The organism is Streptomyces sp. NPDC048349, assembly GCF_040651925.1.
In the GTDB taxonomy this organism is placed as follows: domain Bacteria; phylum Actinomycetota; class Actinomycetes; order Streptomycetales; family Streptomycetaceae; genus Streptomyces.
This window is the reverse complement of the sequence record NZ_JBEZLA010000039.1, coordinates 15,433-35,027: the sequence shown is the minus strand read 5'-3', so window position 1 is coordinate 35,027 and position 19,595 is coordinate 15,433. Positions and strand designations below refer to the sequence as shown.

Here is a 19,595-nt window from a genome sequence, read left to right as displayed (position 1 = left end):
TTTGGGTGGTGGGTCGACGCGCCCCCCGGGGGGGGGGGGGGGGGCGGGGGGCCCCCCCCCCCCCCCCCTCCGCGAGGTAGGCCTCGCGTCCGCCCCACTGCTCGTCGATGGTGTCGAAGGCCGCGGTCAGGTACTCGGCCCGGGCGTCGAAGAGCGGCGCGAGGAGCTCCGTCACCTCGGCGGAGCGGGCCTCCTGCGCCCCGCTGCTGCGGCGCACCCGGTAGCGGCGGTGCGGGGCGTTCGACTCCAGGTAGTCCGCCACGATCGCCTCGCGCTCGACGCCCAGCGCGAGCAGGACGACGGCGATCGACAGGCCCGCCCGGTCCTTCCCGGCGGCGCAGTGCAGCAGGGCCGGGACGCTGTCCTCGGCGATGGCGTGCACCACCCGGCTGTGCTCGGCGGTGCGGTGCCGGATGATCGTGCGGTACGACTGCGACATCCGGGCCGCGCCCTTGCCGTCGCCCAGGACGGAGCGGAGCTGCTCGAGGCCGCCGTCGCGGACCATCTTCCAGAACTCCCTGCCGTCGGCCGGGTCCGACAACGGGATGTTGACGTTCCGCACGCCGGGCAGCTCGACGTCCGGACCCTCCAGGGCGTGGTCGGCGTCGTTGCGGAAGTCGAAGATGGTGTGGAGCCGGAGCGATGCGAGGAACTCTGCATCGGTTTCGGTGGCATGTGCGAGATGTCCGCTTCGGAACAGTCGTCCCGTCCTGACCTGTCGTCCGTCGGAAGTCGGCAATCCGCCCACATCGCGGAAATTGCGCACTCCGGACAGTTCCGGCTCCTGTATCCGCTGGGTCAAAGCAGCTCCTCCGGTTCGTGGTGGGGCATCTGTCCGAATTGAGTCGGTTGGCTCCAACTTGCCATATCCGGCGGCGAGATCGGACACGGCCCCGTGAGCCAGATCATACGGTGACCGTGAGTGCCTGATCGCGAAAGTCGAATGGCCCGGCCGGAGCGGTTGTTGACGGTGTGGAATGGACGCAGGGTGACCGGAATTCCGTCGATCCCTCATGCCGGTGATTCCTTTTGGAAATTCATGGCTTGTTCCGTGCGGCCGGACTCGATTACCTTCGCGATCGATCCGGGTGGACCGCCTAATCCTGCCGCCTCCCGGAAACCGCACCCGACTATTCACGCGCGCGGCAGGAGCGGGGGAACCAGGTAAGCCGCTGTTCCGGATCTTCCCTCCGGAGCCGCTAGGGGTGAAGTCGTCCATGTTCCGTTCATGTACGGCCGGACATCTCCAGTCCGAACCCGACAGCTCACCTCGCAGGCGACGGAGAGGAATTCGCCATGCCTGCAAAGGGTAAGCACCGCCGTCCCAAGTCCCGTTCCCTTTCCCGCGGTCTCGCCGTCGCCGGCACCGGTGGTGCGGCCCTCGCGCTGCCCCTGATGGGTGCCGCCGGCGCCAACGCGGCCACCGCTCCGGCCGCCGCCCCCGCCACGGCCCCCGCCCTCGCCGTCGCCCCGCAGCTCCCCCTCGCGCTCCAGGCCGCGCCCGCCGCCGTGGAGGCCGCCCCGACCGTCTACACGGTCGTCCCCGGCGACTACCTCTCCAAGATCGCTGCCGAGCGCCACCTCGAGGGCGGCTGGCACAAGCTGTACGCCGACAACCGCGAGGCCGTCGGCAGCAACCCCTCCCTGATCCACCCGGGCCTGAAGCTGACCCTCGGAGCCAAGGGCCGGCCGGCCCCGGCCGACGCGGCTCCGGCCGAGCCGTCCGCCGCCAAGCCCGCTCCCGCCAAGCCGGCTCCCGCCAAGCCCGCTCCCGCCGAGCCGGCTCCGGCTCCGGCTCCCGCCGAGCGGTCCTGGACCGGTTCCGGATCCTCCGACGAGGGCCCCTCCGCCGAGCAGGACGCCCCCGCCCCGCAGCCGAAGCGCCAGCCGCAGAGCAGCGGTTCCTCCACCGAGGCCGAGGCGCCCAGCGGCGCCGGCTTCGTGGCTCCGGTGAGCGGCGGGATATCCACCCAGTACAAGGTCGCGGGCGCGATGTGGTCCTCGGGCTACCACACGGGCGTCGACTTCATCGCCAGCTCCGGCACCACCGTCAAGGCCGTCGGCGCCGGCACCGTGGTCTCCGCCGGCTGGGCCGGGGCGTACGGCAACGAGGTCATCATCCGGCACGCGGACGGCAAGTACTCCCAGTACGGCCACCTCTCCTCGCTGTCCGTCTCGGTGGGCCAGAGCGTCACCGCCGGCCAGCGCATCGGCCTCTCCGGTTCGACCGGCAACTCGACCGGCCCGCACCTCCACTTCGAGATCCGCACGACCCAGTCCTACGGCTCGGACATCAGCCCGGTGAACTACCTCCGCTCGAAGGGCGTCACCATCTGACGGCAGCCGCCGCCGGAGCACGGACACGCGCCAGGCCGGGGCCCGAGGGGGGTCCCGGCCTGGCGTGTACTTATTCCTTATCTCCCGCGTGGTATAGATCACGGTCCGTCAACCCCTGCTTACGTTGGCGTAGGTCGTGTGCGCGGGTGAAGGATGTCGTTCCGTGGCAGCGACGACGACGACACTCAAGACCATCGGCTCGTACGCGGCGATCGGGGACAGCTTCACCGAGGGCGTGGGGGACCCGGGACCCGGGGATTCTTATCTCGGCTGGGCGGACCGGCTCGCCGTGCTCCTGGCCGACCAGCGTGACGAACACGACTTCCGGTACGCGAACCTGGCCGTGCGCGGCCGGCTCCTCGACCAGATCGTGGCCGAGCAGGTCCCGCGGGCCAAGGAGCTCGCCCCGGACCTCGTGACCTTCTGCGCGGGCGGCAACGACATCATCCGGCCCGGCACCGACCCCGACGACGTGGCGGAGCGGTTCGAGGCCGCCGTCGCCGACCTCACCGGGTCCGTCGGCCTGGTCATGATCACCACCGGCTTCGACACCCGGGGCGTGCCGGTCCTCAAGCACCTCCGCGGCAAGGTCGCGACGTACAGCGCGCACGTGCGCGCCATCGCCGACCGCTACGACTGCCCGGTGCTCGACCTGTGGTCGCTGAAGTCCGTACAGGACCGGCGCGCCTGGGACACCGACCGGCTGCACCTCTCGCCCGAGGGCCACACGCGCGTGGCGCTGCGCGCCGCGCAGGTGCTCGGGCTGGACGTGCCCGCCGACCCCGACCAGCCGTGGCCGCCGCAGCGGCCGCGCGGCTCGGTGGACGTGACCCGGGACAACATCCAGTGGGCGCGCGAGCACCTGGTGCCCTGGATCGGGCGCCGGCTGCGCGGGGAGTCCTCCGGGGACCACGTCGAGGCGAAGCGCCCCGACCTGATGCCCCTGTAGGGAGCCGCAGACGGGGACGGGGACCGCAAGCGGAATCCTTCGGGGGAGGTGTGCGTTGGGAAGGTCGTAGACCGACGACCGTCCCGACCCCATTCCCCCAGGAGGCGCCTTGACCGGCTCCCGTCCCCCGCGTCCCCTGCGTCCGCGGCTGCGTGCCCTGCGGCCCGAGGCCTTCGGCGCGGACCCCGCCGGCGCCCGGCTGGAGCGGATCCACAACTCACCGAACTTCGCCGACGGCGTCTTCCAGAACCCGCTCGGGGCCCGGACCAGGCCGTCGGGGTCGATGGCGGAGTTCGCCAAGACCTACTTCCAGCGGGAGCAGCGGGTCCGGCGCACCCCCGGCGCGCCGATCCCCGTGTATCCGACCACCCTCGCGGAGCTGGCGAAGCCGCCCGCGAGCGGACTGCGTCTCACCTGGATGGGGCACTCCAGCGTGCTCGCCGAGATCGACGGGCGACGCGTGCTGTTCGACCCGGTGTGGGGCGAGCGGTGCTCGCCCTTCCCCTTCGCCGGGCCCAAGCGGCTGCACCCGGTACCCGTGCCGCTGGCCTCGCTGGGACCGGTCGACGTCGTGGTGATCTCGCACGACCACTACGACCACCTCGACCTGCCGACGATCAAGGAGCTCGCCGGTACGGACACGGTCTTCGCCGTCCCGCTGGGCGTCGGGGCGCACCTGGAGCGCTGGGGCGTGCCGGCCGACCGGCTGCGCGAGCTCGACTGGAACGAGACCACCGAGGTCGCCGGGCTCTCGCTCACCGCGACGCCCGCCCGGCACTTCTGCGGACGCGGGCTGCGCAACCAGCAGCACACCCTGTGGGCCTCCTGGGTGGTCGCGGGGGACGAGCACCGGATCTACCACAGCGGGGACACCGGCTACTTCCCCGGCTTCAAGGAGATCGGTGCCGAACACGGGCCCTTCGACGCCACGATGATCCAGATCGGCGCGTACTCGGAGTACTGGCCCGACATCCACATGACGCCCGAGGAGGGCATGCGCGCCCACCTCGACCTCCAGGGCGGTGCCCCGCACGGGACGATGCTGCCGATCCACTGGGGCACCTTCAACCTGGCCCCGCACCCGTGGGACGAGCCGGGTGAGGGGACCCTAGCGGCGGCGCAGGGGGCCGGCGCCGCGATCGCCCTGCCGATCCCCGGCCAGCCCTTCGAGCCGGGGGCGGCGGACGCTCCCGCGAAGCCGTGGTGGCGGCCCTTCACGGCCGGCGGCCACGCCGCACCCGAAGTCGCCGTCGCCGCGGTGACCGCCGGGCGGGCGACGGGCGTGATCCGCGAGGAGCCGGAGGCCGTGGGGTCCTGACGGACGGCCGCGCCCCCGCGGCGGCACTCCGGAGGCGGCACTCCGGAGGCGGCGTCCCGGGGCCGGAGCCCCGGACCTCGGGGGCGGAGCCCCGGCCCTCGGGGGCGCTCGGTGGCCGCGCTCCCCGCCGCAAGGGTGACCCGGGGGATTCGGGCGGCTGTACGAGCGCTCCACCGGGAGCGGGAAGCACCCCCGTGAACTTCCCCAACTGGGCGTCAGGGGCGGGACGGTGCGGTCTAGCGTGGGTATCCGGTGATCAACACCGGGCCCCGGGACCGCTGGGGGCCGGGCCCCACGTACCGAGGACGCCGATGTCCGGACTCCGCGCCGCCCGCCACGCCCCGTCGAGACACGCCGTCACCGGTCCGGGCCGGCAGATACGCCCCCAGCTGGTCCGCGCCGCCGTCCTGCCCGCGCTCGCCGCCGGGCTCAGCGGCACCGCCGCGGTCATCTTCACCCTCCAGCTCGGCGGGGGCGCCGGAGACCGGGACGCCCGGCTCTGGCCGGTGCTCACCGGCTGCGCCCTCCTCTTCGTCGCCGCCCTCGCGGCGGCCCTGCTCGGCGCGCAGCGCGCGGCCAAGGCCGTACGGGACCGGTGCGAGGCGCTGCGCCGCTCCAGCGTGCGCGGCCGCCAGGAGCTGCGCGCAGCCGCCGACCGGCTGGAGCGCGGCGAGACCCCGCCGCGCCCGGTGCGGGGCGGCCCGACCGGCCCGCCGTCCGGCGCCGATCCGGCGGGTGTGGACGAGTTCTGGCTGCTGTCGCAGGAGCTGCGCGGCGCCCGCGAACAGGCCCACGCGACGCTCGTACGGCTGGCGGGACCGGCCACGCCCTCCGACAGCGAGCGGAAGGTCGAGGTCTTCGTCAACCTCGCGCGCCGCCTGCAGTCCCTCGTCCACCGCGAGATCTCGCTGCTGGACGAACTGGAGGACACGGTCGAGGACCCGGACCTGCTCAAGGAGCTCTTCCACGTCGACCACCTCGCCACCCGCATCCGCCGCCACGCGGAGAACCTCGCCGTGCTCGGCGGCGCCGCCAGCCGGCGCCAGTGGACCCGGCCCATCGACCTGAGCGAGGTGCTCCGCTCCTCGGTGGCGGAGGTCGAGCAGTACACCCGGGTCAAGGTCGTGCCCCCGGCGGGCGGCAGCGTGCGCGGCCACGCCGTCGCCGACGTGGTGCACCTGCTGGCCGAACTCGTCGAGAACGCCACGGTGTTCTCCGCCCCCGACACGGATGTGGTGCTGCGCGCCGAACGGGTCACCGCCGGCATTGCGGTCGAGGTGGAGGACCGCGGGCTGGGCATGCCGCCGGAGGAGCAGCACCGGATGAACGCCCTGCTCGGCGACCCGGACCAGATCAGCGTGCGCAACCTGCTCGCGGACGGGCGGATCGGGCTGTTCGTCGTCTCCGCGCTGGCCCGCCGGCACGGGATCGCCGTCGAGCTCAAGTCCAACATCTACGGCGGGGTGCTCGCCGTCCTGGTGCTGCCGCAGGAGCTGCTGGGCGCGGAGGCGCCGAGCGCGGCCGACGCGGCGGGGGGCTCCCGCGCCACCTCCTGGGGCACCGGGCGGGCGGCTCCGATGCCGCCCCTGGAGCCCGTCCGGGTGGGCCCGCCGCGTCCCCAACCGCCCGTGCCCCGACCGGAGCCGTGGCCGGCGGCTGCCTCGGGGACCGCTCCGGGTCCCCTCCCGGCCGGACCGGGGGCCGGACCGGCGGCCCCGGCGGAGCCCGGTCACGGGACGGCTCCCGAAGCCGTGGCCGGGTCCGGGTCGGGTTCCGAAGCCGTGGCTGGGCCCGGGCGGGGGCCCGAAGCCGTGGCAGGGTCCGGGTCGGGTTCCGAAGCCGTGGCCCGGTCCGGGCGTTGGGCCGAAGCCGTGGCAGGGGCCGGGCAGCGGTTCGAGGGTGCGGCCGTGCAGGTGCCCGCGCCGCGGTCCGGGGACGCGGGAACGACTTCGGCCCCGGCCCCGGCCCCGGCCGAGCCGTTGAGCGAGCCGGAGCCCTGGCCCGGGCCTGAGCCGACGACCCCGGCCGGGGCCGAAGCCCTGCCCGAGGTGTGGGCCGGGGCCGCACCCGCGCCCGTGACGGCAGGGGCGGACCCGGCCGGGGCCGGCCCGGCGGAGGCGCGGCCGCCGTTGCCGCGCCGGCGGGCGCAGCAGCACCTCGCGCCCCAGCTGCGCGAGGCCCCCGCTCCCCGGCGGGCCCCGGATCCCGAGCAGCCCGTACACGACCCCGGCCTGATGGCCGCCTTCCAACGGGGCTTCGGCCTCGCCCAGTCGGAGAACCAGGTATGACCCCGACCCCTCACCTCAGCAAGGAGCACACCCCCATGGGCGGCGAAGTGGCGACGAAGACCGGCAACCGGCTCTCGGACCTCGACTGGCTGCTCAGCGGTCTGGTGCAACGCGTGCCGTACACGCGCAGCGCCGTCCTGCTCACCGCCGACGGCCTGGTGACCTGCGTGCACGGCCTGGACGCGGACAGCGCGGACCACATGGCCGCGCTGGCGTCCGGGCTGTACTCGCTGGGCCGCAGCGCCGGAGCCCGCTTCGGGGACGGCGCGGAGGTCCGCCAGGTCGTCGTCGAACTCGACACCGCGCTCGTCTTCGTGTCGGCCGCCGGCTCCGGTACCTGTCTGGCGGTCCTCGCCGATCGCGAGGCCGATGCCGGAGTGCTCGGCTACGAGATGGCGATGCTGGTCAAGAGCGTACGACCGTACCTGGCGGCCCCGCCGAGGCGGCCGGTCGCCGACCCGGAGCGATGAGGCTCCGTCCGACGGGGGCGTTCGCGGCCGGTGCGTCGGCGAAGGGGCGGGACACGCCCTGGCTCGACGACTCGGCGGGCCGGGTGATGCGCCCGTACACCGCCAGCGGCGGGCGGACCCGGCCCGGTATTGCGCTCGACCTGCTCTCCCTGGTGACCGCGACCGGGGTGCGGCCGCGCGTACCGCTGGGGGCGGAGCACACGCTCGCCCTCCGGCTGTGCGCGGGCGCCGCGGCGGTCACGGTCGCCGAGGTCGCCGGGCAACTGCGGCTGCCCGCCGTGGTGGTGAAGGTGCTCCTGTCCGATCTGATGGAACACGGGGCCGTCATGGCGCAGGCCCCGCGGTTCCCGGGCGGCGGATCCTTCGCCGCCGATGACCAGTCTCTGCTCCGGGCGGTGCTCGATGGCCTCCACAAACGCTTGTGACGCACCCGCCCCGGGGGCCGCTCCCGCGACGCTGAAGATCCTGGTCGCGGGCGGTTTCGGGGCGGGCAAGACCACCTTCGTGGGCGCGGTGAGCGAGATCGAACCGCTGAGCACGGAGGAACTGCTGAGCGACCTCGGCGAGAGCGCCGATCCGCTGGACGGGGTCGAGGCCAAGAGCACGACGACCGTCGCGCTGGACTTCGGCCGCATCACGCTCGACCAGGGGCACGTGCTCTACCTCTTCGGGACGCCCGGGCAGCACCGGTTCTGGTTCCTGTGGGAGGAGTTGTGCGCCGGCGCGCTCGGGGCGGTGGTGCTCGCCGACACCCGTCGCCTCGCCGACTGCTTCCCCGCCGTGGACTTCTTCGAGCGGCGCGGGATCGGTTTCATCGTCGCCGTCAACGAGTTCGACGGCGGCCACCGCTACGGGCCCGACGAGGTGCGCGAAGCGGTGGGGCTGGGGCCCGAGGTGCCCGTCGTACGGTGCGACGCGCGCCTGACCAGCTCCGGGACGGGGACGCTGGCCGCCCTCGTCCGCCACCTCCTGTGCACGGCCGCGGGGGTCACCATCAGCTCTTCGTCCTCGGAGTCGGGGGAACCGTCATGACGTACTACGAATCGACCGGACACCTGTTGCTCACGCCCGTGGACCGGGAGGCGCCCGCGCGCGTCGTCCGGCTGCGCGAACTGGGGCTGGGCGAACGGGTGGACGCCGAACTGGACGCCTTCGCCCGTCGGGTCGCGGACGTGCTGGCCGCGCCCTACGCGGGGGTCAACTTCATCGGCGAGGAACGGCAGTTCTTCGCCGGGCTGCACCACGCCGCCGAGGCGCCCGCGAGCGAGTACCCGGCGCGGGTGCTGGCCCGCGACCACGGCTACTGCCCGCACGTGGTGGTGCGGCGCCGGGCGCTGGTGCTGGAAGACGTACGGGACTTCGCGCGCTTCGCGGGCAACGCGGTGGTGGACGAGAGCGGGGTGCGCTCGTACGTGGGCGCGCCGCTGACGGACCGGCGCGGGATCGTGCTGGGCACGGTGTGCGCGGTGGACGTGGTGCCGCGCCGGTGGGGCACGGAGGGCCTCGCCACGGTGAAGTCGCTGGCGACGGAGCTGGTCGAGTTGCTCCATGCCCGGGAGGACCGGCGGCGGACGGCGTAGCGGGGCCGGGGCCGGGGCCCGGGCCCGGCGCCCGAGCCTTGCGCACCGCCCCTCCGGCCGGGCCGGTGCACGGCTCGGCGGCGCGGCCGATGTCAGTGGCGGGGTCTACGGTCGTGGCATGGCTACCACCGCGCAGGACGTCCGTGCGATCGCGCTGTCGCTCCCGGACAGCAGCGAGAAGCCGGCCTGGGGCACGCCGACCTTCCGGGTGGGCGGAAAGATCTTCGCCGCGCTGGCCGACGACGACGCGGCGATCGGGGTCAAGTGCCCCAAGGAGGACCGGGCCGAGCTGATCGCGGCGGAGCCGGAGAAGTTCTTCATACGCGAGGGGCACGACGACAACTACGCCTGGCTCCGCGTCCGGTTGGAGGCGCTGGACGACGAGGCGGAACTGCGCTCGATCCTGATCGACTCCTGGCTCCAGGCCGCCCCGAAGCGGCTGGCGGCGGCCCATCCGGAACTGGCGGACGGCGAGGCGGGGGGCCGCGGCGGCGGCCGGACCGGCGAGGGCGCCGAGGGCTGAGCCGCGGCGGGCGGAGGCGGGCGGAGCCGGGCGGCACGGGGCCCGCTGCGGCGTCCCGGCGAGCGGACCGTTCCGCGCCGACGCCGGGTGCCGCCTGCGACCCCCGTCAGGGACCGTGGACACCTGGCACCGGCCAGCGCTCCCCACCCCACGCCCTCTCCTCCCCACGGGTGCCTACCGTGCCGGCGGGCGCAGGAAGCCGGTGATGCGCTCGCGCAGGGAGTGCGGGTCCAGTCCGTGCGCCGCGGTGTGCTCGTCGAGCGTGCCGTAGCGGCGCAGCTCGGCGCGGCCCACGCCCAGGCCCAGCACCCGGTGCGGCACCTGAGCCAGGGCGTCGTTCGCGGCGGTCGTGGAGGTACCGGCCAGATAGGGCTCGACGAGGACCACGTCGGCGTTCCCTCCCCGCCCGGCGGCCTCGCGCAGCGCCGCGTCGTCGAAGGGGCGCACGGTGGGGGCGTACAGCACGGTCAGGTCCAGGCCCTCGGTCGCCGCCAGGACGTTGTCCAGCAGCGGCCCGACGGCCAGGACCACGCCCGCGCGTCCCTCCCGTACGGTCTGGAAGCGCAGGTCCCGCACCGGGCGCGGCGCCGTGTTCGACTGCTGGGACAGGCGGACGTAGACCTTGTCGTCCCCGGCGGCGTAAGCGTGCCGCAGCAGCGCCTCGGCCTCGTCGGGGTGCCCGGGGACGTGGACGGTCCAGCCGTCGAGGGTGTCCAGGAGGGCCACGTCGCCCGGCGCCATGTGCGTGAACCCGCCGGCCGGCCAGTCGTAGCTGGCGCTCGCGCTGACCAGGACGCCCCCCGCGCCCTGGTGCCCGAAGTCCAGCTTGACCTGCTCGAACGGCCGCTCCACGAGGAAGCTGGCGAAGGTGTGCACGACCGGCCGCATACCGGTGAGGGCGAGGCCGCCGCCGACGCCGACGAGCAGTTGTTCCCGGATCCCGACGTTGATCACCCGGTCCGGATGGCGCTGCCGGGCGGGGAGGAACCCGTCCATGGAGATCTCGGCGAGCACGACGGCCAGCCGGGGGTCCTCGTCGAGCAGGCGTGACGTGACGGAGATGAATCGTTCCCGCATGGTGTCCATAAGTCTCGGCTCCCCTACTCCTGCTTCTACTGCTTCTTCTCGACACGGGCGACCACGACGTGCGGCCGGCCGGGGTGCGGTGCGGTGAAGGCGGCGTGCAGCGCGGCGTGGTCCCGCCCGTCCACGGTGGCCGCGGACCAGCCCGCGGCCTCGAACCGGGCCGCGATCCCGCCGGGCCAGCCGTGCGTCGCGGAATCGTTGTCGATCACCACGGTGTGCAGCCTCTCCAGCCCGGCGGAGCCCGCGTAGGCGAGCGCCTCGTGGTTGCTGCCCTCGTCCAGCTCGGCGTCCCCGATCAGTACCCACACCGCCGGATCGGCCAGCCCTTGGGCGCGCAGCCCGAGCGCGCTGCCGACGGCGAGCGGCAGCCCGTGCCCGAGCGACCCGCTGCCGATCTCCACGCCCGGTATCAGGGTGCGGTCCGGGTGGTGCCCGAGCGGCGACGCGTACGATCCGAAGCCGGGCAGCCACTCGACGGGGAAGAACCCCTTCGCGGCGAGCACGGCGTAGTACGCCATCGGCCCGTGCCCCTTGGACAGCAGGAACCGGTCCCGCCCGGCGTCCCCGGCGGTGGCGGGCGTCACCCGCAGCACCCGGTCGTAGAGCACCCACAGCACGTCGAGCGTGGAGGTGGCGGCGGGCCCGTGCTTCTCGGCCCCGGTCATGAGGCCGATCAGCCGGCCCAGGTCGTCGTAGCGGAACTCCGCGTCCGCAGTTGCCTGTGTCATGCAAGGATCGTGCAACCTCAAGCGCGCTCGAGGTCAAGAAGATCCCGCTCCGGATCGCCAACCGGAAAGGTGCGCGCGACCACCCCACGAAGTGCGGTATTGTTCTCCTGCGCGTCCAACCAGGGGAAACCCCAGGTCAGCGCGCATCGGGACGTGGCGCAGCTTGGTAGCGCACTTGACTGGGGGTCAAGGGGTCGCAGGTTCAAATCCTGTCGTCCCGACCATGCTTCATGCAGGTCGGAGGCCGTTCTCTCACACATGAGAGGGCGGCCTTTCGTGCGTCCGGAGCCATGGTGGTCGCCATGGGGTCGTACGTCCGGCCCGCGGCCGGGAGGCCGTGGCGCAGGAGGCCGGCGCTGCGGGGGAGCGGAGCCGGCGGACGACTTCACCGAGCTGGCGGATGTGGTCGCGCGGTGGTCTCAGCCACGCCTGGCGCCGCGTCTCGAGCCCGGCCTTCTGAGCTCCGGTGAGGGTGCGGTCGATGCAGTCGACGGCTTCGCGGGCGGCCTGCCGTGCCGGGTGAGGTGGCTGTAGATGTTCGCGGTGGTCGACAGGGTGGAGTGCCGCAGCGTCCTGGAGACCCGGATCGTCAGGGTCGCCCCTCGTGCAGGTTGTTGTCGTTGCTCGGTGTCGAAGTGGCGTGGCGACACGGGTGAGATGGCGATCCAGGCGCGGCTGGAGCGCGTCTGGGTGCTGGGTATCTCCGCAGCCGCAGCGGCGGTAGATCCGGCCAGCGCCGACGCCGGTACGCAGACCTTCCGCCTCCGGGAGGCGGAAGGAAGGAGCTGCGCGCGGGCAGGGGAGAGGGCGGCGGTGTATCCGGCGGGGTCGGAGCCGATGGTGACGACGTCGCGTATGCCTCAGCCGGGATCGTGTCGCTCACGTCGCCTCAGGCCTTCTTCGCGTCGATCTCCGCGATGAGGCCCTCGATGAGGTCCTTGATCTCGTCGCGGATGGGGCGGACGGCCTCGACGCCCTGGCCGGCCGGGTCCTCGAGCTGCCAGTCGAGGTAGGTCTTGCCGGGGAAGTAGGGGCAGGCGTCGCCGCAGCCCATGGTGATGATGTAGTCGGAGGCCTGGGCGGCCTCGGGGGTCAGCACCTTCGGCGTCTGGTCGGAGATGTCGATGCCCAGCTCGGCCATGGCGGCCACCGCGGAGGGGTTGATCCGGTCGCCGGGCATCGAGCCGGCGGAGCGGACCTCGACGCGGTCCCCGGCGAGATGGCGCAGGAAGCCCGCGGCCATCTGGGAGCGGCCGGCGTTGTGGATGCAGACGAAGAGAACGGACGCGAGCGGGTTCGCGGACATCGGCATTTCCTTCATGGCAGGCGCGGCTGGGGCATGTCACGGACCGGTGGCATGGTTCAGCCCAGGCTGGTGTCAGCCCTCGATGATGTGACAGTATCAGTCCATGATGACGTCAGTCGACACTGATCTGATCCGGGTTCTGGCCGATCCGCTCAGGCTCCAGATCGTGACCCTCCTCGCCAGGGAGACGCTCTGCACCACCCACCTCGTGGAGGAGACGGGTGCCAAGCAGACCAACCTCTCCAACCACCTGAAGGTGCTGCGCGAAGCCGGAGTCGTGGAAACGGAGCCCTGCGGGAGGTTCACCTACTACCGCCTGCGCCCGGAAGTCATCGAAGGCATCGCCGGTCAGTTCGCCGACCTGGCCCGGACCGCGCGTGCCACCGCCGAAGCGCACCTCAAGCGGTCCTGCCCGTAGCCGTCCCGCGCCTTGCCTCACCTGCCCGAGGAGAACCCGCCTTGACCGCCACCGAGCCCGCCGCGAGCGACGCCATAGCCGTCGACACGTCGCCGCAGCCCGCACCCGGCGCGACCCCGCCCCGCACGCCACTGATCGCGCGGGCCGTGGCCGAGCTGGTCGGCACCGCCGCGCTGGTCGCCGTCGTGGTCGGCTCCGGAATCCAGGCCACCAAGCTCACCGACGACGTCGCGCTGCAACTGCTCGCCAACTCCACCGCCACCGTCTTCGGCCTCGGTGTGCTGATCGCCCTCCTCGGACCGGTCTCCGGCGCGCACTTCAACCCGGCCGTGACGCTGGCCGAGTGGTGGACCGCCCGCCGCGGCGGCGCCGGCGTGAACGCCCGCGAGGTGGCCGTGTACGTGCCGTCCCAGGTCGCCGGGGCGATCGCGGGCGCGATCCTGGCGGACGCCATGTTCGGCGAGCCGCTGGTGAAGTGGTCCACGCACGACCGGTCTGCCGGGAACCTGCTCCTCGGCGAGGTCGTCGCCACCGCAGGTCTGATCCTGCTGATCTTCGGGCTGGCGAAGACCGACCGGCTGCGGTTCGCGCCGGTCGCGGTGGCTTCGTACATCGGCGCCGCGTACTGGTTCACCTCCTCCACCTCGTTCGCCAACCCGGCGGTGACCATCGGTCGCGCCTTCACCGACACCTTCGCGGGCATCGCCCCGTCCTCGGTGGCCGGCTTCATTGGCGTGCAGCTGGTCGGGGTGGTCGTCGGCCTGGCGCTCGTCGCGGTCATCTTCATGCGCGGCAAGACCGACACCGGGACGCCCACGGCATGAGCCGGCGCACGGACGTGGTGGTGATCGGCGGCGGCCAGTCCGGGCTCGCCGCCGGTTACCACCTGCGCCGTCTGGGCGTCGAGCACGTCGTCCTCGACGCCCAGACGGCACCCGGCGGGGCCTGGCAGCACACCTGGGAGTCGCTGCGCCTGTTCTCGCCCGCGGCGTACTCCTCGCTGCCCGGCCGGTTGATGCCCGTGCAGGAGGGACACCTCTACCCCGATGGCGGGCACGTGGTGTCGTACCTCGCGGACTACGAAAAGCGGTACGAGCTCCCGGTCGAGCGCGGCGTGTGGGTGGAGGCGGTCCACCGCGACGGCGCGTTCCTGCGCGTCGAGACCGAGGGCGGCGACTGGCAGGCCCGCGCCGTCATCAGCGCCACCGGGACCTGGACCCGCCCGTTCCTGCCCGCTGTCCCGGGCCGCCGCGCGTTCACCGGACGCCAGCTGCACACGGTCCAGTACCGCAGCGCCGCCGAGTTCGCAGGACAGCGCGTGATCGTGGTGGGCGGTGGGAACTCCGGGGCACAGATCGCCGCAGACCTCGCCGGTACGGCCGACCTCACCTGGGTGACCCGACGCCCGCCGCGCTACCTGGCCGACGACATCGACGGCCACGTCCTGTTCGACCACGCCACCGCCCGCCGCCGCGCCCTCGACGCAGGCCGCACCGACACCGGAGGCGTCGCCTCCCTCGGCGACATCGTCGCCGTACCCCCGGTCCGCGCGGCCCGCGACGCCGGGCTCCTGACGGCCGGGCCGATGTTCGGCCGGCTCACCCCCACCGGTGTGCGATGGGCTGACGGCACGGAGGCCGGGGCGGACGCGGTCATCTGGTGCACGGGCTTCCGGCCTGCGCTGGCCCACTTCGCCGGCCTGCGCCTGCGCGGCAGCCGAGGCCACATCGCCACCGACGGCACCCGGTCCCTCGACGAGCCGCGCCTGCACCTGCTCGGCTACGGGGACTGGACCGGCCCCGCCTCCGCCACCCTCATCGGCGTCGGCCGCCCGGCCCGCGAGGCCGCCCGGCAGATCCGCGACCTGCTCACCTGACACCCGTCCTCACCTGACGCCCGTCCCCACCTCATCCGGTACGACCCACCGAGGCGTCCCGTGTGATCAGTCGTGCCGGGCCAGCTTGTACGCGGACACGAGAAGGATGACGGCCAGCGCGGGGATCAGGACCACGTCCGGGAACACACCGAGCAGCAGCCCGCCCAGGACTGCGCCCGCGATCGAGCCCGCGGCCATGGTCGCGGTGAACCGGAGGTTGGCGCCCAGGACGGCGAAGCTGCCGTCACGGCTGTAGCGGGCGAAGGCGACGAGCATGGTCGGCAGGGACACCAGCAGGGAGAGGCTGCCGGCCGTTTTGATGTCCTGCCCGAAGAGCAGCACGATCGTCGGGATCAGCAGCTCCCCGCCGGCGACGCCCATGATGGCGGCGACGACACCGATGCCGAAGCCGGCCGCGATCCCTGCGGGGATCTGAGCCGTCAGGGGCAGATCGAGCGTGCCGAGTGTGGTGGTGTGCGTGAGGACCAGGGCGGCCGCCATGAGCACCATGAGGGCGGCCAGGACCTTGTAGAGGGTGGCGGAGCGCATCCGGACGGCCCAGGAGGCTCCGGCCCACGCGCCGAGCAGGCTGCCGGCCAGGAGGTTGGCCGCGACGGGCCAGCGGGTGGCCACTTCGGCGGCCGGGACCGCGGCCAGCCGGGCGGGCAGCGCGGCCAGGACCACGACCAGGCTCATCGCCTTGTTCAGGATGACCGCCGAGAGCGCCGCGAACCCGAACAGCCCGATCAGCAGCGGCAGCCGGAACTCCGCGCCGCCCAGCCCGATCATCCCGCCGAGAACGCCGATCGCCGCTCCCGCAGCGAACACCACGGGTGCGGTGTGCGTCGGGTGGAGGCGGTCGAGGTCAGTTTCGGTGCGCATCACGGCATCATCGCCGGTCGATGGCCCGCCTGCTACGGCCGGGCCGCAGCTTCGAGGAATGCCACCAGGGGTCGTCCGGCGGTTGGTGGAGACCTCCGAGCCCAGGATTCGACTGCCCTGCGTGGACCCTCGCCCTATCGGCCTGCGCCGGCGCGAACCGCGCTATGCCAGGACGGCGCTGCGGCGCTCCAGCAGGACCACGTCCCGCCACACGCCGTGATGGCGCCCGATGCGTTCGCGGGTTCCGATGACCCGGAAGCCGGCGCGCTCGTGCAGGGCGAGGCTGGCGGTGTTCTCGGGGAAGATCCCGGACTGGATCGTCCAGATGCCGGCCTTCTCGGTGGAGCAGATCAGCGTGTCCAGCAGGGCACGGGCCACGCCCAGGCCGCGGGCATCGGGGTGGACGTAGACGGAGTGCTCGACCACCCCTGCGTACGCGCAGCGGTCCGAGACCGTGCTCGCCGCCACCCAGCCCAGCACCGCCTCGTCCGTGTCCAAGGCGACGAAGCGGTGCCCGGCCAGTTTCGCGGCGTCGAACGACGCCCAGTGTGGGGCGGCGGTCTCGAAGGTGGCGTTGCCCTCGTCGATTCCGGCCTGGTAGATCGAGAGGACCTGCTCGGCGTGCTCGGGCAGCATCGGGACGATCCGAACCACCATGGTCATGCCGCCTTCGCGGCGCCGCCCAGCAGCGCGCCCATGGCGGCGAGCACGGAGGGCTCGACCCGGTAGTACACCCACGTCCCGCGCCGCTCGGAGGACAGCAGTCCGGCTTCCTTCAGCTTCTTCAGGTGGTGGGAGACCGTCGGCTGGGACACGCCGACATCCGAGATGTCGCACACGCACGCCTCGCCGCCCTCGTGGGAGGCGACGGCGGAGAACAGGCGCAGGCGCACCGGATCGCCGAGGGCCTTGAACATCTTCGCCGCGACCTCGGCCTCGTCCGCCGACATCGGGCGCTCGTTCAGCGGCGGGCAGCACGCGGCGACGGCCTCGGGCTCCAGCAGCGGCAACACCTTCGCATTCGACATATGTCTATGTTGACATACGTCGAACCAATGCGAGAAGGGCCTCGGGATCCTCATCGATTCGATGAATGTCTATGTTGACGCACATCGAAACAGGTGCCATGCTGATCACGTAAGTCATCGACAAACATCGAAGCAAGAGGAGTCGGCCATGACCGCGTCTGCCACCACCGACCTGCCCGTCGTCGTGATCGGGGCCGGTCCCGCCGGACTGGCCGCCGCTGCCCACCTCGAAGACCGCGGCCTGGACTTCCTCGTCCTCGAAGCCGGCCCCCAGGCCGGCGCCGCCACCCGCGACTGGGCCCACGTACGCCTCTTCTCCCGCTGGGGTGAGGTCGTCGACCCCGCCGCCGAGAAGCTCCTCGCCCCGACCGGCTGGGTCACGCCGGACGTGGACTCGTACCCCACGGGCGGCGACTGGGCCGAGCTCTACCTCCAGCCCCTCGCCGACGTCCTCGGCGACCGCGTCCGCTTCGGCGCCCGCGTCACCGGCGTCTCCCGCGCCGGCCGGGACCGCATCGTCGACGCCGACCGTGACGCCCAGCCGTTCGTCGTCCACGTCGAGCAGGCCGACGGCCGTGAGGAACGCGTCTTCGCCCGCGCCGTGATCGACGCTTCCGGAACGTGGTCCACCCCGAGCCCGGCGGGCGCCAGCGGCCTGGCCGCCCTCGGCGAGAAGGCCGCAGCCGACCGGATCACCTACCGCGTCCCCGACCTCCAGGACCCGGTCGTCCGCTCCCGCTACGCCGGCAAGCGCACCGCCGTCATCGGCTCCGGAGCCTCCGCCTTCACCGCTCTCGCCTACCTCGCCGACCTCGCCAAGACCGACGACGGCACCGGAACCAAGGCCCTGTGGATCCTGCGCCGAGGCATCTCGGGCTCCACCTTCGGAGGCGGCGAAGCCGACCAGCTCCCCGCCCGCGGCGCCCTCGGCCTGGCAGCGAAGGCAGCCGTCGACCACGGGTACGCCGACGCGGTCACCGGCTTCCGCACCGACGCCATCGAGCGCGACGGCGACGGGCGCCTGGTCCTGGTCGGCGAGGACGGCCGCCGCCTCGACGCCGTGGACGAGGTCATCGTCCTGACCGGCTTCCGCCCCGACCTCAGCTTCCTCGACGAGCTGCGCCTGGGCCTGGACGAGCGCCTGCAGGCCCCGGTGGAGCTGGCGCCGCTGATCGACCCGAACCAGCACTCCTGCGGCACCGTCTACCCCCACGGCGTGGGCGAGCTCTCCCACCCCGAGAAGGACGTCTACCTCGTCGGCATGAAGTCCTACGGCCGCGCCCCGACCTTCCTCGCCATGACCGGCTACGAGCAGGTCCGCTCCATCGCCGCCCACCTCGCCGGAGACCAGGAAGCCGCCGAGCGCGTCGAGCTGACCCTGCCCGAGACCGGCGTCTGCGGCGGAGCCGGCCTCTTCGACCAGCCCGAGACCACCGAACCGGCCGGTGGCGGCTGCTGCGCGGCTCCCGCCACCCTCACCATCGGCGCGCCCGCCTCCTCCGGCGGCTGCTGACCCGCATGGCCAACACCAAGGGCGTGGCCGCGACCGGGACGGGGGTCCGGCCGCGGCCACGCGCCGTCCTGCCCGCCCTCTGCCTGACGCAGATCACCAGCTGGGGCGTCCTCTACTACGCCTTCCCCGTCCTCAACCCCGCCATCACGGCCGACACCGGCTGGCCCGCGGGGGTGACCACCGCCGCCTTCTCCGCAGCGCTCGTCGTCTCGGCCGTCGTGGGCATGTACGTCGGCCGCGTGCTGGACCGCCGCGGCCCCCACGCCGTCATGACGGCCGGGTCCGTCCTCGGACCCCTCAGCCTCCTCGTCGTGGCCGCAGCCCCCCATCTCGCCGTCTTCACCGCCGGGTGGCTGCTTGCCGGGGCGTCGATGGCCGCCACCTTCTACCAGCCCGCGTTCGCCGCCCTCACCCGCTGGTGGGCCCCGGACCACATCCGGGCCCTGACCATCGTCACCCTCGCCGGAGGACTGGCCTCCACCGTCTTCGCACCCCTCACCGCGGCCCTTGCCGGCCACCTTTCCTGGCGCGGCACCTACGCCGTACTCGCCGGCATCCTCGCGGCCATCACGGTCCCGGCTCACGCTCTCGCCCTCAAGGCCCCCTGGCCCGCAGCCCCTCCGAACCCGCCGAACATCACCGGCGGCCACGAACACGTCGTGCGCAGCCGGCCTTTCCGGATGCTGGCTGTCACCTTCACCCTGTCCGCGTTCGCGATGTACGCCGTCGTCATCGGCCTGGTCCCCCTCCTCCTCGAACGCGGCTACACCACCACCCAGGCGGCGTGGGCCCTCGGCCTCGGTGGCGCTGGGCAGACCCTCGGCCGCACCCTGTACGCGACCCTCGCCCGCCACCTGGGCGTGAGCGCCCGCACCGTCAGCCTGATCGCGCTCGGCGCCCTCACCACCGCGGCCCTCGCGTCCGTGGCCGGCCCGTACGCCGTACTCGTCGCCGTGTCGGTCCTCGCCGGGGTCATCCGGGGCAACCTCACCCTCCTCCAGGCAACCGCCGTCACCGACCGCTGGGGAACCACCCACTACGGCCGCCTGTCCGGACTCCTCGGAGCGCCATCCCACGCAGCTGCCGCCCTCGCACCCTTCGCCGGCGCAGTCCTGGCCGGACCACTCGGCGGCTACCCCGCCCTGTTCGCACTGCTCGCGGGATTGTCGATCGCTGCCGCCGCCACAGCCCTCGGTGCCCGCACACAACAGGTCGCAGGAACGCCCGGGGGCGAGGTCGCCACGCGTCACGCGTGAACCCGCCGTTCGTCACCGAGGGCGGCGAAAGCCTTCC

Annotated in this window: 21 protein-coding genes, 1 tRNA gene and 1 riboswitch; of the genes, 15 read left to right on the top strand and 7 right to left on the bottom strand. The window is 73.3% G+C overall.

Annotation, left to right across the window (positions count from 1 at the left end; translation table 11 throughout):
• A partial coding sequence (locus AB0D44_RS21580; protein ID WP_362593345.1) for a tyrosine-protein phosphatase occupies nt 1–802 on the bottom strand: 802 nt, incomplete at its 3' end.
• Between the two features lie 292 nt (nt 803–1,094).
• Nucleotides 1,095–1,292: riboswitch (cyclic di-AMP (ydaO/yuaA leader) on the top strand.
• A gap of 4 nt (nt 1,293–1,296) precedes the next feature.
• Between AB0D44_RS21580 and AB0D44_RS21575 the strand changes: the two genes are divergently transcribed.
• The 9 genes from AB0D44_RS21575 to AB0D44_RS21535 all read left to right on the top strand — a co-directional run bounded on the left by AB0D44_RS21575 (nt 1,297) and on the right by AB0D44_RS21535 (nt 9,465).
• Nucleotides 1,297–2,337, top strand: a complete 1,041-nt coding sequence (locus AB0D44_RS21575) for a LysM peptidoglycan-binding domain-containing M23 family metallopeptidase (RefSeq protein ID WP_362593342.1) — start codon at nt 1,297–1,299, stop codon at nt 2,335–2,337.
• A 163-nt stretch (nt 2,338–2,500) separates the two neighbouring features.
• A complete protein-coding gene (locus AB0D44_RS21570) occupies nt 2,501–3,286 on the top strand; it encodes an SGNH/GDSL hydrolase family protein (RefSeq protein ID WP_362593339.1) in 786 nt (261 codons plus the stop codon).
• 109 nt (nt 3,287–3,395) lie between these two features.
• Complete coding sequence (locus tag AB0D44_RS21565; protein WP_362593337.1) at nt 3,396–4,604, top strand: MBL fold metallo-hydrolase; 1,209 nt, start codon at nt 3,396–3,398, stop codon at nt 4,602–4,604.
• 311 nt (nt 4,605–4,915) lie between these two features.
• Nucleotides 4,916–6,892, top strand: coding sequence for an ATP-binding protein (locus AB0D44_RS21560; RefSeq protein WP_362593334.1), 1,977 nt, complete (start codon nt 4,916–4,918; stop codon nt 6,890–6,892).
• A gap of 35 nt (nt 6,893–6,927) precedes the next feature.
• Nucleotides 6,928–7,362, top strand: a complete 435-nt coding sequence (locus AB0D44_RS21555) for a roadblock/LC7 domain-containing protein (protein WP_362593440.1) — start codon at nt 6,928–6,930, stop codon at nt 7,360–7,362.
• Nucleotides 7,359–7,787, top strand: a complete 429-nt coding sequence (locus AB0D44_RS21550) for a DUF742 domain-containing protein (RefSeq protein ID WP_362593331.1) — start codon at nt 7,359–7,361, stop codon at nt 7,785–7,787. Before AB0D44_RS21555 ends, AB0D44_RS21550 begins: the two co-directional genes overlap by 4 nt.
• The gene (locus AB0D44_RS21545; protein WP_362593328.1) at nt 7,765–8,394 is read left to right on the top strand and encodes an ATP/GTP-binding protein; all 630 of its coding nucleotides are present in this window, start codon (nt 7,765–7,767) and stop codon (nt 8,392–8,394) included. The genes AB0D44_RS21550 and AB0D44_RS21545 overlap by 23 nt, the downstream gene beginning before the upstream one ends.
• A complete protein-coding gene (locus AB0D44_RS21540) occupies nt 8,391–8,942 on the top strand; it encodes a GAF domain-containing protein (RefSeq protein ID WP_362593327.1) in 552 nt (183 codons plus the stop codon). The genes AB0D44_RS21545 and AB0D44_RS21540 overlap by 4 nt, the downstream gene beginning before the upstream one ends.
• A gap of 118 nt (nt 8,943–9,060) precedes the next feature.
• Nucleotides 9,061–9,465, top strand: coding sequence for an MmcQ/YjbR family DNA-binding protein (locus AB0D44_RS21535; RefSeq protein ID WP_362593324.1), 405 nt, complete (start codon nt 9,061–9,063; stop codon nt 9,463–9,465).
• Between the two features lie 174 nt (nt 9,466–9,639).
• On the opposite strand, the gene AB0D44_RS21530 is transcribed toward AB0D44_RS21535, so the two are convergent.
• Nucleotides 9,640–10,551, bottom strand: a complete 912-nt coding sequence (locus AB0D44_RS21530; RefSeq protein ID WP_362593321.1) for a transketolase — start codon at nt 10,549–10,551, stop codon at nt 9,640–9,642.
• A 26-nt stretch (nt 10,552–10,577) separates the two neighbouring features.
• On the bottom strand, nt 10,578–11,279 hold the full coding sequence (locus tag AB0D44_RS21525) for a transketolase (RefSeq protein ID WP_362593318.1): 702 nt from the start codon (nt 11,277–11,279) through the stop codon (nt 10,578–10,580).
• A gap of 147 nt (nt 11,280–11,426) precedes the next feature.
• Between AB0D44_RS21525 and AB0D44_RS21520 the strand changes: the two genes are divergently transcribed.
• Nucleotides 11,427–11,503: transfer RNA gene (locus tag AB0D44_RS21520), tRNA-Pro, on the top strand.
• Between the two features lie 665 nt (nt 11,504–12,168).
• Here AB0D44_RS21520 and AB0D44_RS21515 read toward each other — a convergent pair.
• Complete coding sequence (locus AB0D44_RS21515; RefSeq protein ID WP_362593315.1) at nt 12,169–12,585, bottom strand: arsenate reductase ArsC; 417 nt, start codon at nt 12,583–12,585, stop codon at nt 12,169–12,171.
• Nucleotides 12,586–12,688: 103 nt separating this feature from the next.
• On the opposite strand from AB0D44_RS21515, the gene AB0D44_RS21510 reads away from it, so the two are divergent.
• From AB0D44_RS21510 to AB0D44_RS21500, 3 genes are read left to right on the top strand one after another with little or no spacing between them, the layout of a single operon-like run.
• A complete protein-coding gene (locus AB0D44_RS21510; protein ID WP_362593313.1) occupies nt 12,689–13,003 on the top strand; it encodes a metalloregulator ArsR/SmtB family transcription factor in 315 nt (104 codons plus the stop codon).
• 41 nt (nt 13,004–13,044) lie between these two features.
• Complete coding sequence (locus AB0D44_RS21505; protein WP_362593310.1) at nt 13,045–13,827, top strand: aquaporin; 783 nt, start codon at nt 13,045–13,047, stop codon at nt 13,825–13,827.
• Nucleotides 13,824–14,879, top strand: coding sequence for an ArsO family NAD(P)H-dependent flavin-containing monooxygenase (locus AB0D44_RS21500; protein ID WP_362593307.1), 1,056 nt, complete (start codon nt 13,824–13,826; stop codon nt 14,877–14,879). The genes AB0D44_RS21505 and AB0D44_RS21500 overlap by 4 nt, the downstream gene beginning before the upstream one ends.
• Before the next feature lie 66 nt (nt 14,880–14,945).
• Here AB0D44_RS21500 and AB0D44_RS21495 read toward each other — a convergent pair whose 3' ends face one another.
• The 3 genes from AB0D44_RS21495 to AB0D44_RS21485 all read right to left on the bottom strand — a co-directional run bounded on the left by AB0D44_RS21495 (nt 14,946) and on the right by AB0D44_RS21485 (nt 16,789).
• A complete protein-coding gene (locus tag AB0D44_RS21495; protein WP_362593304.1) occupies nt 14,946–15,761 on the bottom strand; it encodes a sulfite exporter TauE/SafE family protein in 816 nt (271 codons plus the stop codon).
• Between the two features lie 162 nt (nt 15,762–15,923).
• A complete protein-coding gene (locus AB0D44_RS21490; protein ID WP_362593301.1) occupies nt 15,924–16,424 on the bottom strand; it encodes an N-acetyltransferase family protein in 501 nt (166 codons plus the stop codon).
• A complete protein-coding gene (locus AB0D44_RS21485) occupies nt 16,421–16,789 on the bottom strand; it encodes a metalloregulator ArsR/SmtB family transcription factor (protein ID WP_362593299.1) in 369 nt (122 codons plus the stop codon). Before AB0D44_RS21485 ends, AB0D44_RS21490 begins: the two co-directional genes overlap by 4 nt.
• A 148-nt stretch (nt 16,790–16,937) precedes the next feature.
• On the opposite strand from AB0D44_RS21485, the gene AB0D44_RS21480 reads away from it, so the two are divergent.
• Both AB0D44_RS21480 and AB0D44_RS21475 read left to right on the top strand, forming a co-directional pair.
• Nucleotides 16,938–18,302 (top strand): FAD-dependent oxidoreductase, encoded by a 1,365-nt coding sequence (locus tag AB0D44_RS21480; RefSeq protein WP_362593296.1) that lies wholly within the window; start codon nt 16,938–16,940, stop codon nt 18,300–18,302.
• A gap of 5 nt (nt 18,303–18,307) precedes the next feature.
• A complete protein-coding gene (locus tag AB0D44_RS21475; protein ID WP_362593293.1) occupies nt 18,308–19,558 on the top strand; it encodes an MFS transporter in 1,251 nt (416 codons plus the stop codon).
• Nucleotides 19,559–19,595: the final 37 nt, after the last annotated feature.

Bases quoted from the DNA above. Each gene is read 5' to 3' on its own strand.
- AB0D44_RS21545 (WP_362593328.1), top strand. From the start codon at position 7,765: ATGGCCTCCACAAACGCTTGTGACGCACCCGCCCCGGGGGCCGCTCCC.
- AB0D44_RS21485 (WP_362593299.1), bottom strand. From the start codon at position 16,789: ATGTCGAATGCGAAGGTGTTGCCGCTGCTGGAGCCCGAGGCCGTCGCC.
- AB0D44_RS21500 (WP_362593307.1), top strand. From the start codon at position 13,824: ATGAGCCGGCGCACGGACGTGGTGGTGATCGGCGGCGGCCAGTCCGGG.
- AB0D44_RS21525 (WP_362593318.1), bottom strand. From the start codon at position 11,279: ATGACACAGGCAACTGCGGACGCGGAGTTCCGCTACGACGACCTGGGC.
- AB0D44_RS21555 (WP_362593440.1), top strand. From the start codon at position 6,928: ATGGGCGGCGAAGTGGCGACGAAGACCGGCAACCGGCTCTCGGACCTC.
- AB0D44_RS21550 (WP_362593331.1), top strand. From the start codon at position 7,359: ATGAGGCTCCGTCCGACGGGGGCGTTCGCGGCCGGTGCGTCGGCGAAG.
- AB0D44_RS21540 (WP_362593327.1), top strand. From the start codon at position 8,391: ATGACGTACTACGAATCGACCGGACACCTGTTGCTCACGCCCGTGGAC.
- AB0D44_RS21560 (WP_362593334.1), top strand. From the start codon at position 4,916: ATGTCCGGACTCCGCGCCGCCCGCCACGCCCCGTCGAGACACGCCGTC.
- AB0D44_RS21535 (WP_362593324.1), top strand. From the start codon at position 9,061: ATGGCTACCACCGCGCAGGACGTCCGTGCGATCGCGCTGTCGCTCCCG.
- AB0D44_RS21510 (WP_362593313.1), top strand. From the start codon at position 12,689: ATGATGACGTCAGTCGACACTGATCTGATCCGGGTTCTGGCCGATCCG.
- AB0D44_RS21530 (WP_362593321.1), bottom strand. From the start codon at position 10,551: ATGGACACCATGCGGGAACGATTCATCTCCGTCACGTCACGCCTGCTC.
- AB0D44_RS21475 (WP_362593293.1), top strand. From the start codon at position 18,308: ATGGCCAACACCAAGGGCGTGGCCGCGACCGGGACGGGGGTCCGGCCG.
- AB0D44_RS21490 (WP_362593301.1), bottom strand. From the start codon at position 16,424: ATGACCATGGTGGTTCGGATCGTCCCGATGCTGCCCGAGCACGCCGAG.
- AB0D44_RS21515 (WP_362593315.1), bottom strand. From the start codon at position 12,585: ATGTCCGCGAACCCGCTCGCGTCCGTTCTCTTCGTCTGCATCCACAAC.
- AB0D44_RS21495 (WP_362593304.1), bottom strand. From the start codon at position 15,761: ATGCGCACCGAAACTGACCTCGACCGCCTCCACCCGACGCACACCGCA.
- AB0D44_RS21480 (WP_362593296.1), top strand. From the start codon at position 16,938: ATGACCGCGTCTGCCACCACCGACCTGCCCGTCGTCGTGATCGGGGCC.
- AB0D44_RS21575 (WP_362593342.1), top strand. From the start codon at position 1,297: ATGCCTGCAAAGGGTAAGCACCGCCGTCCCAAGTCCCGTTCCCTTTCC.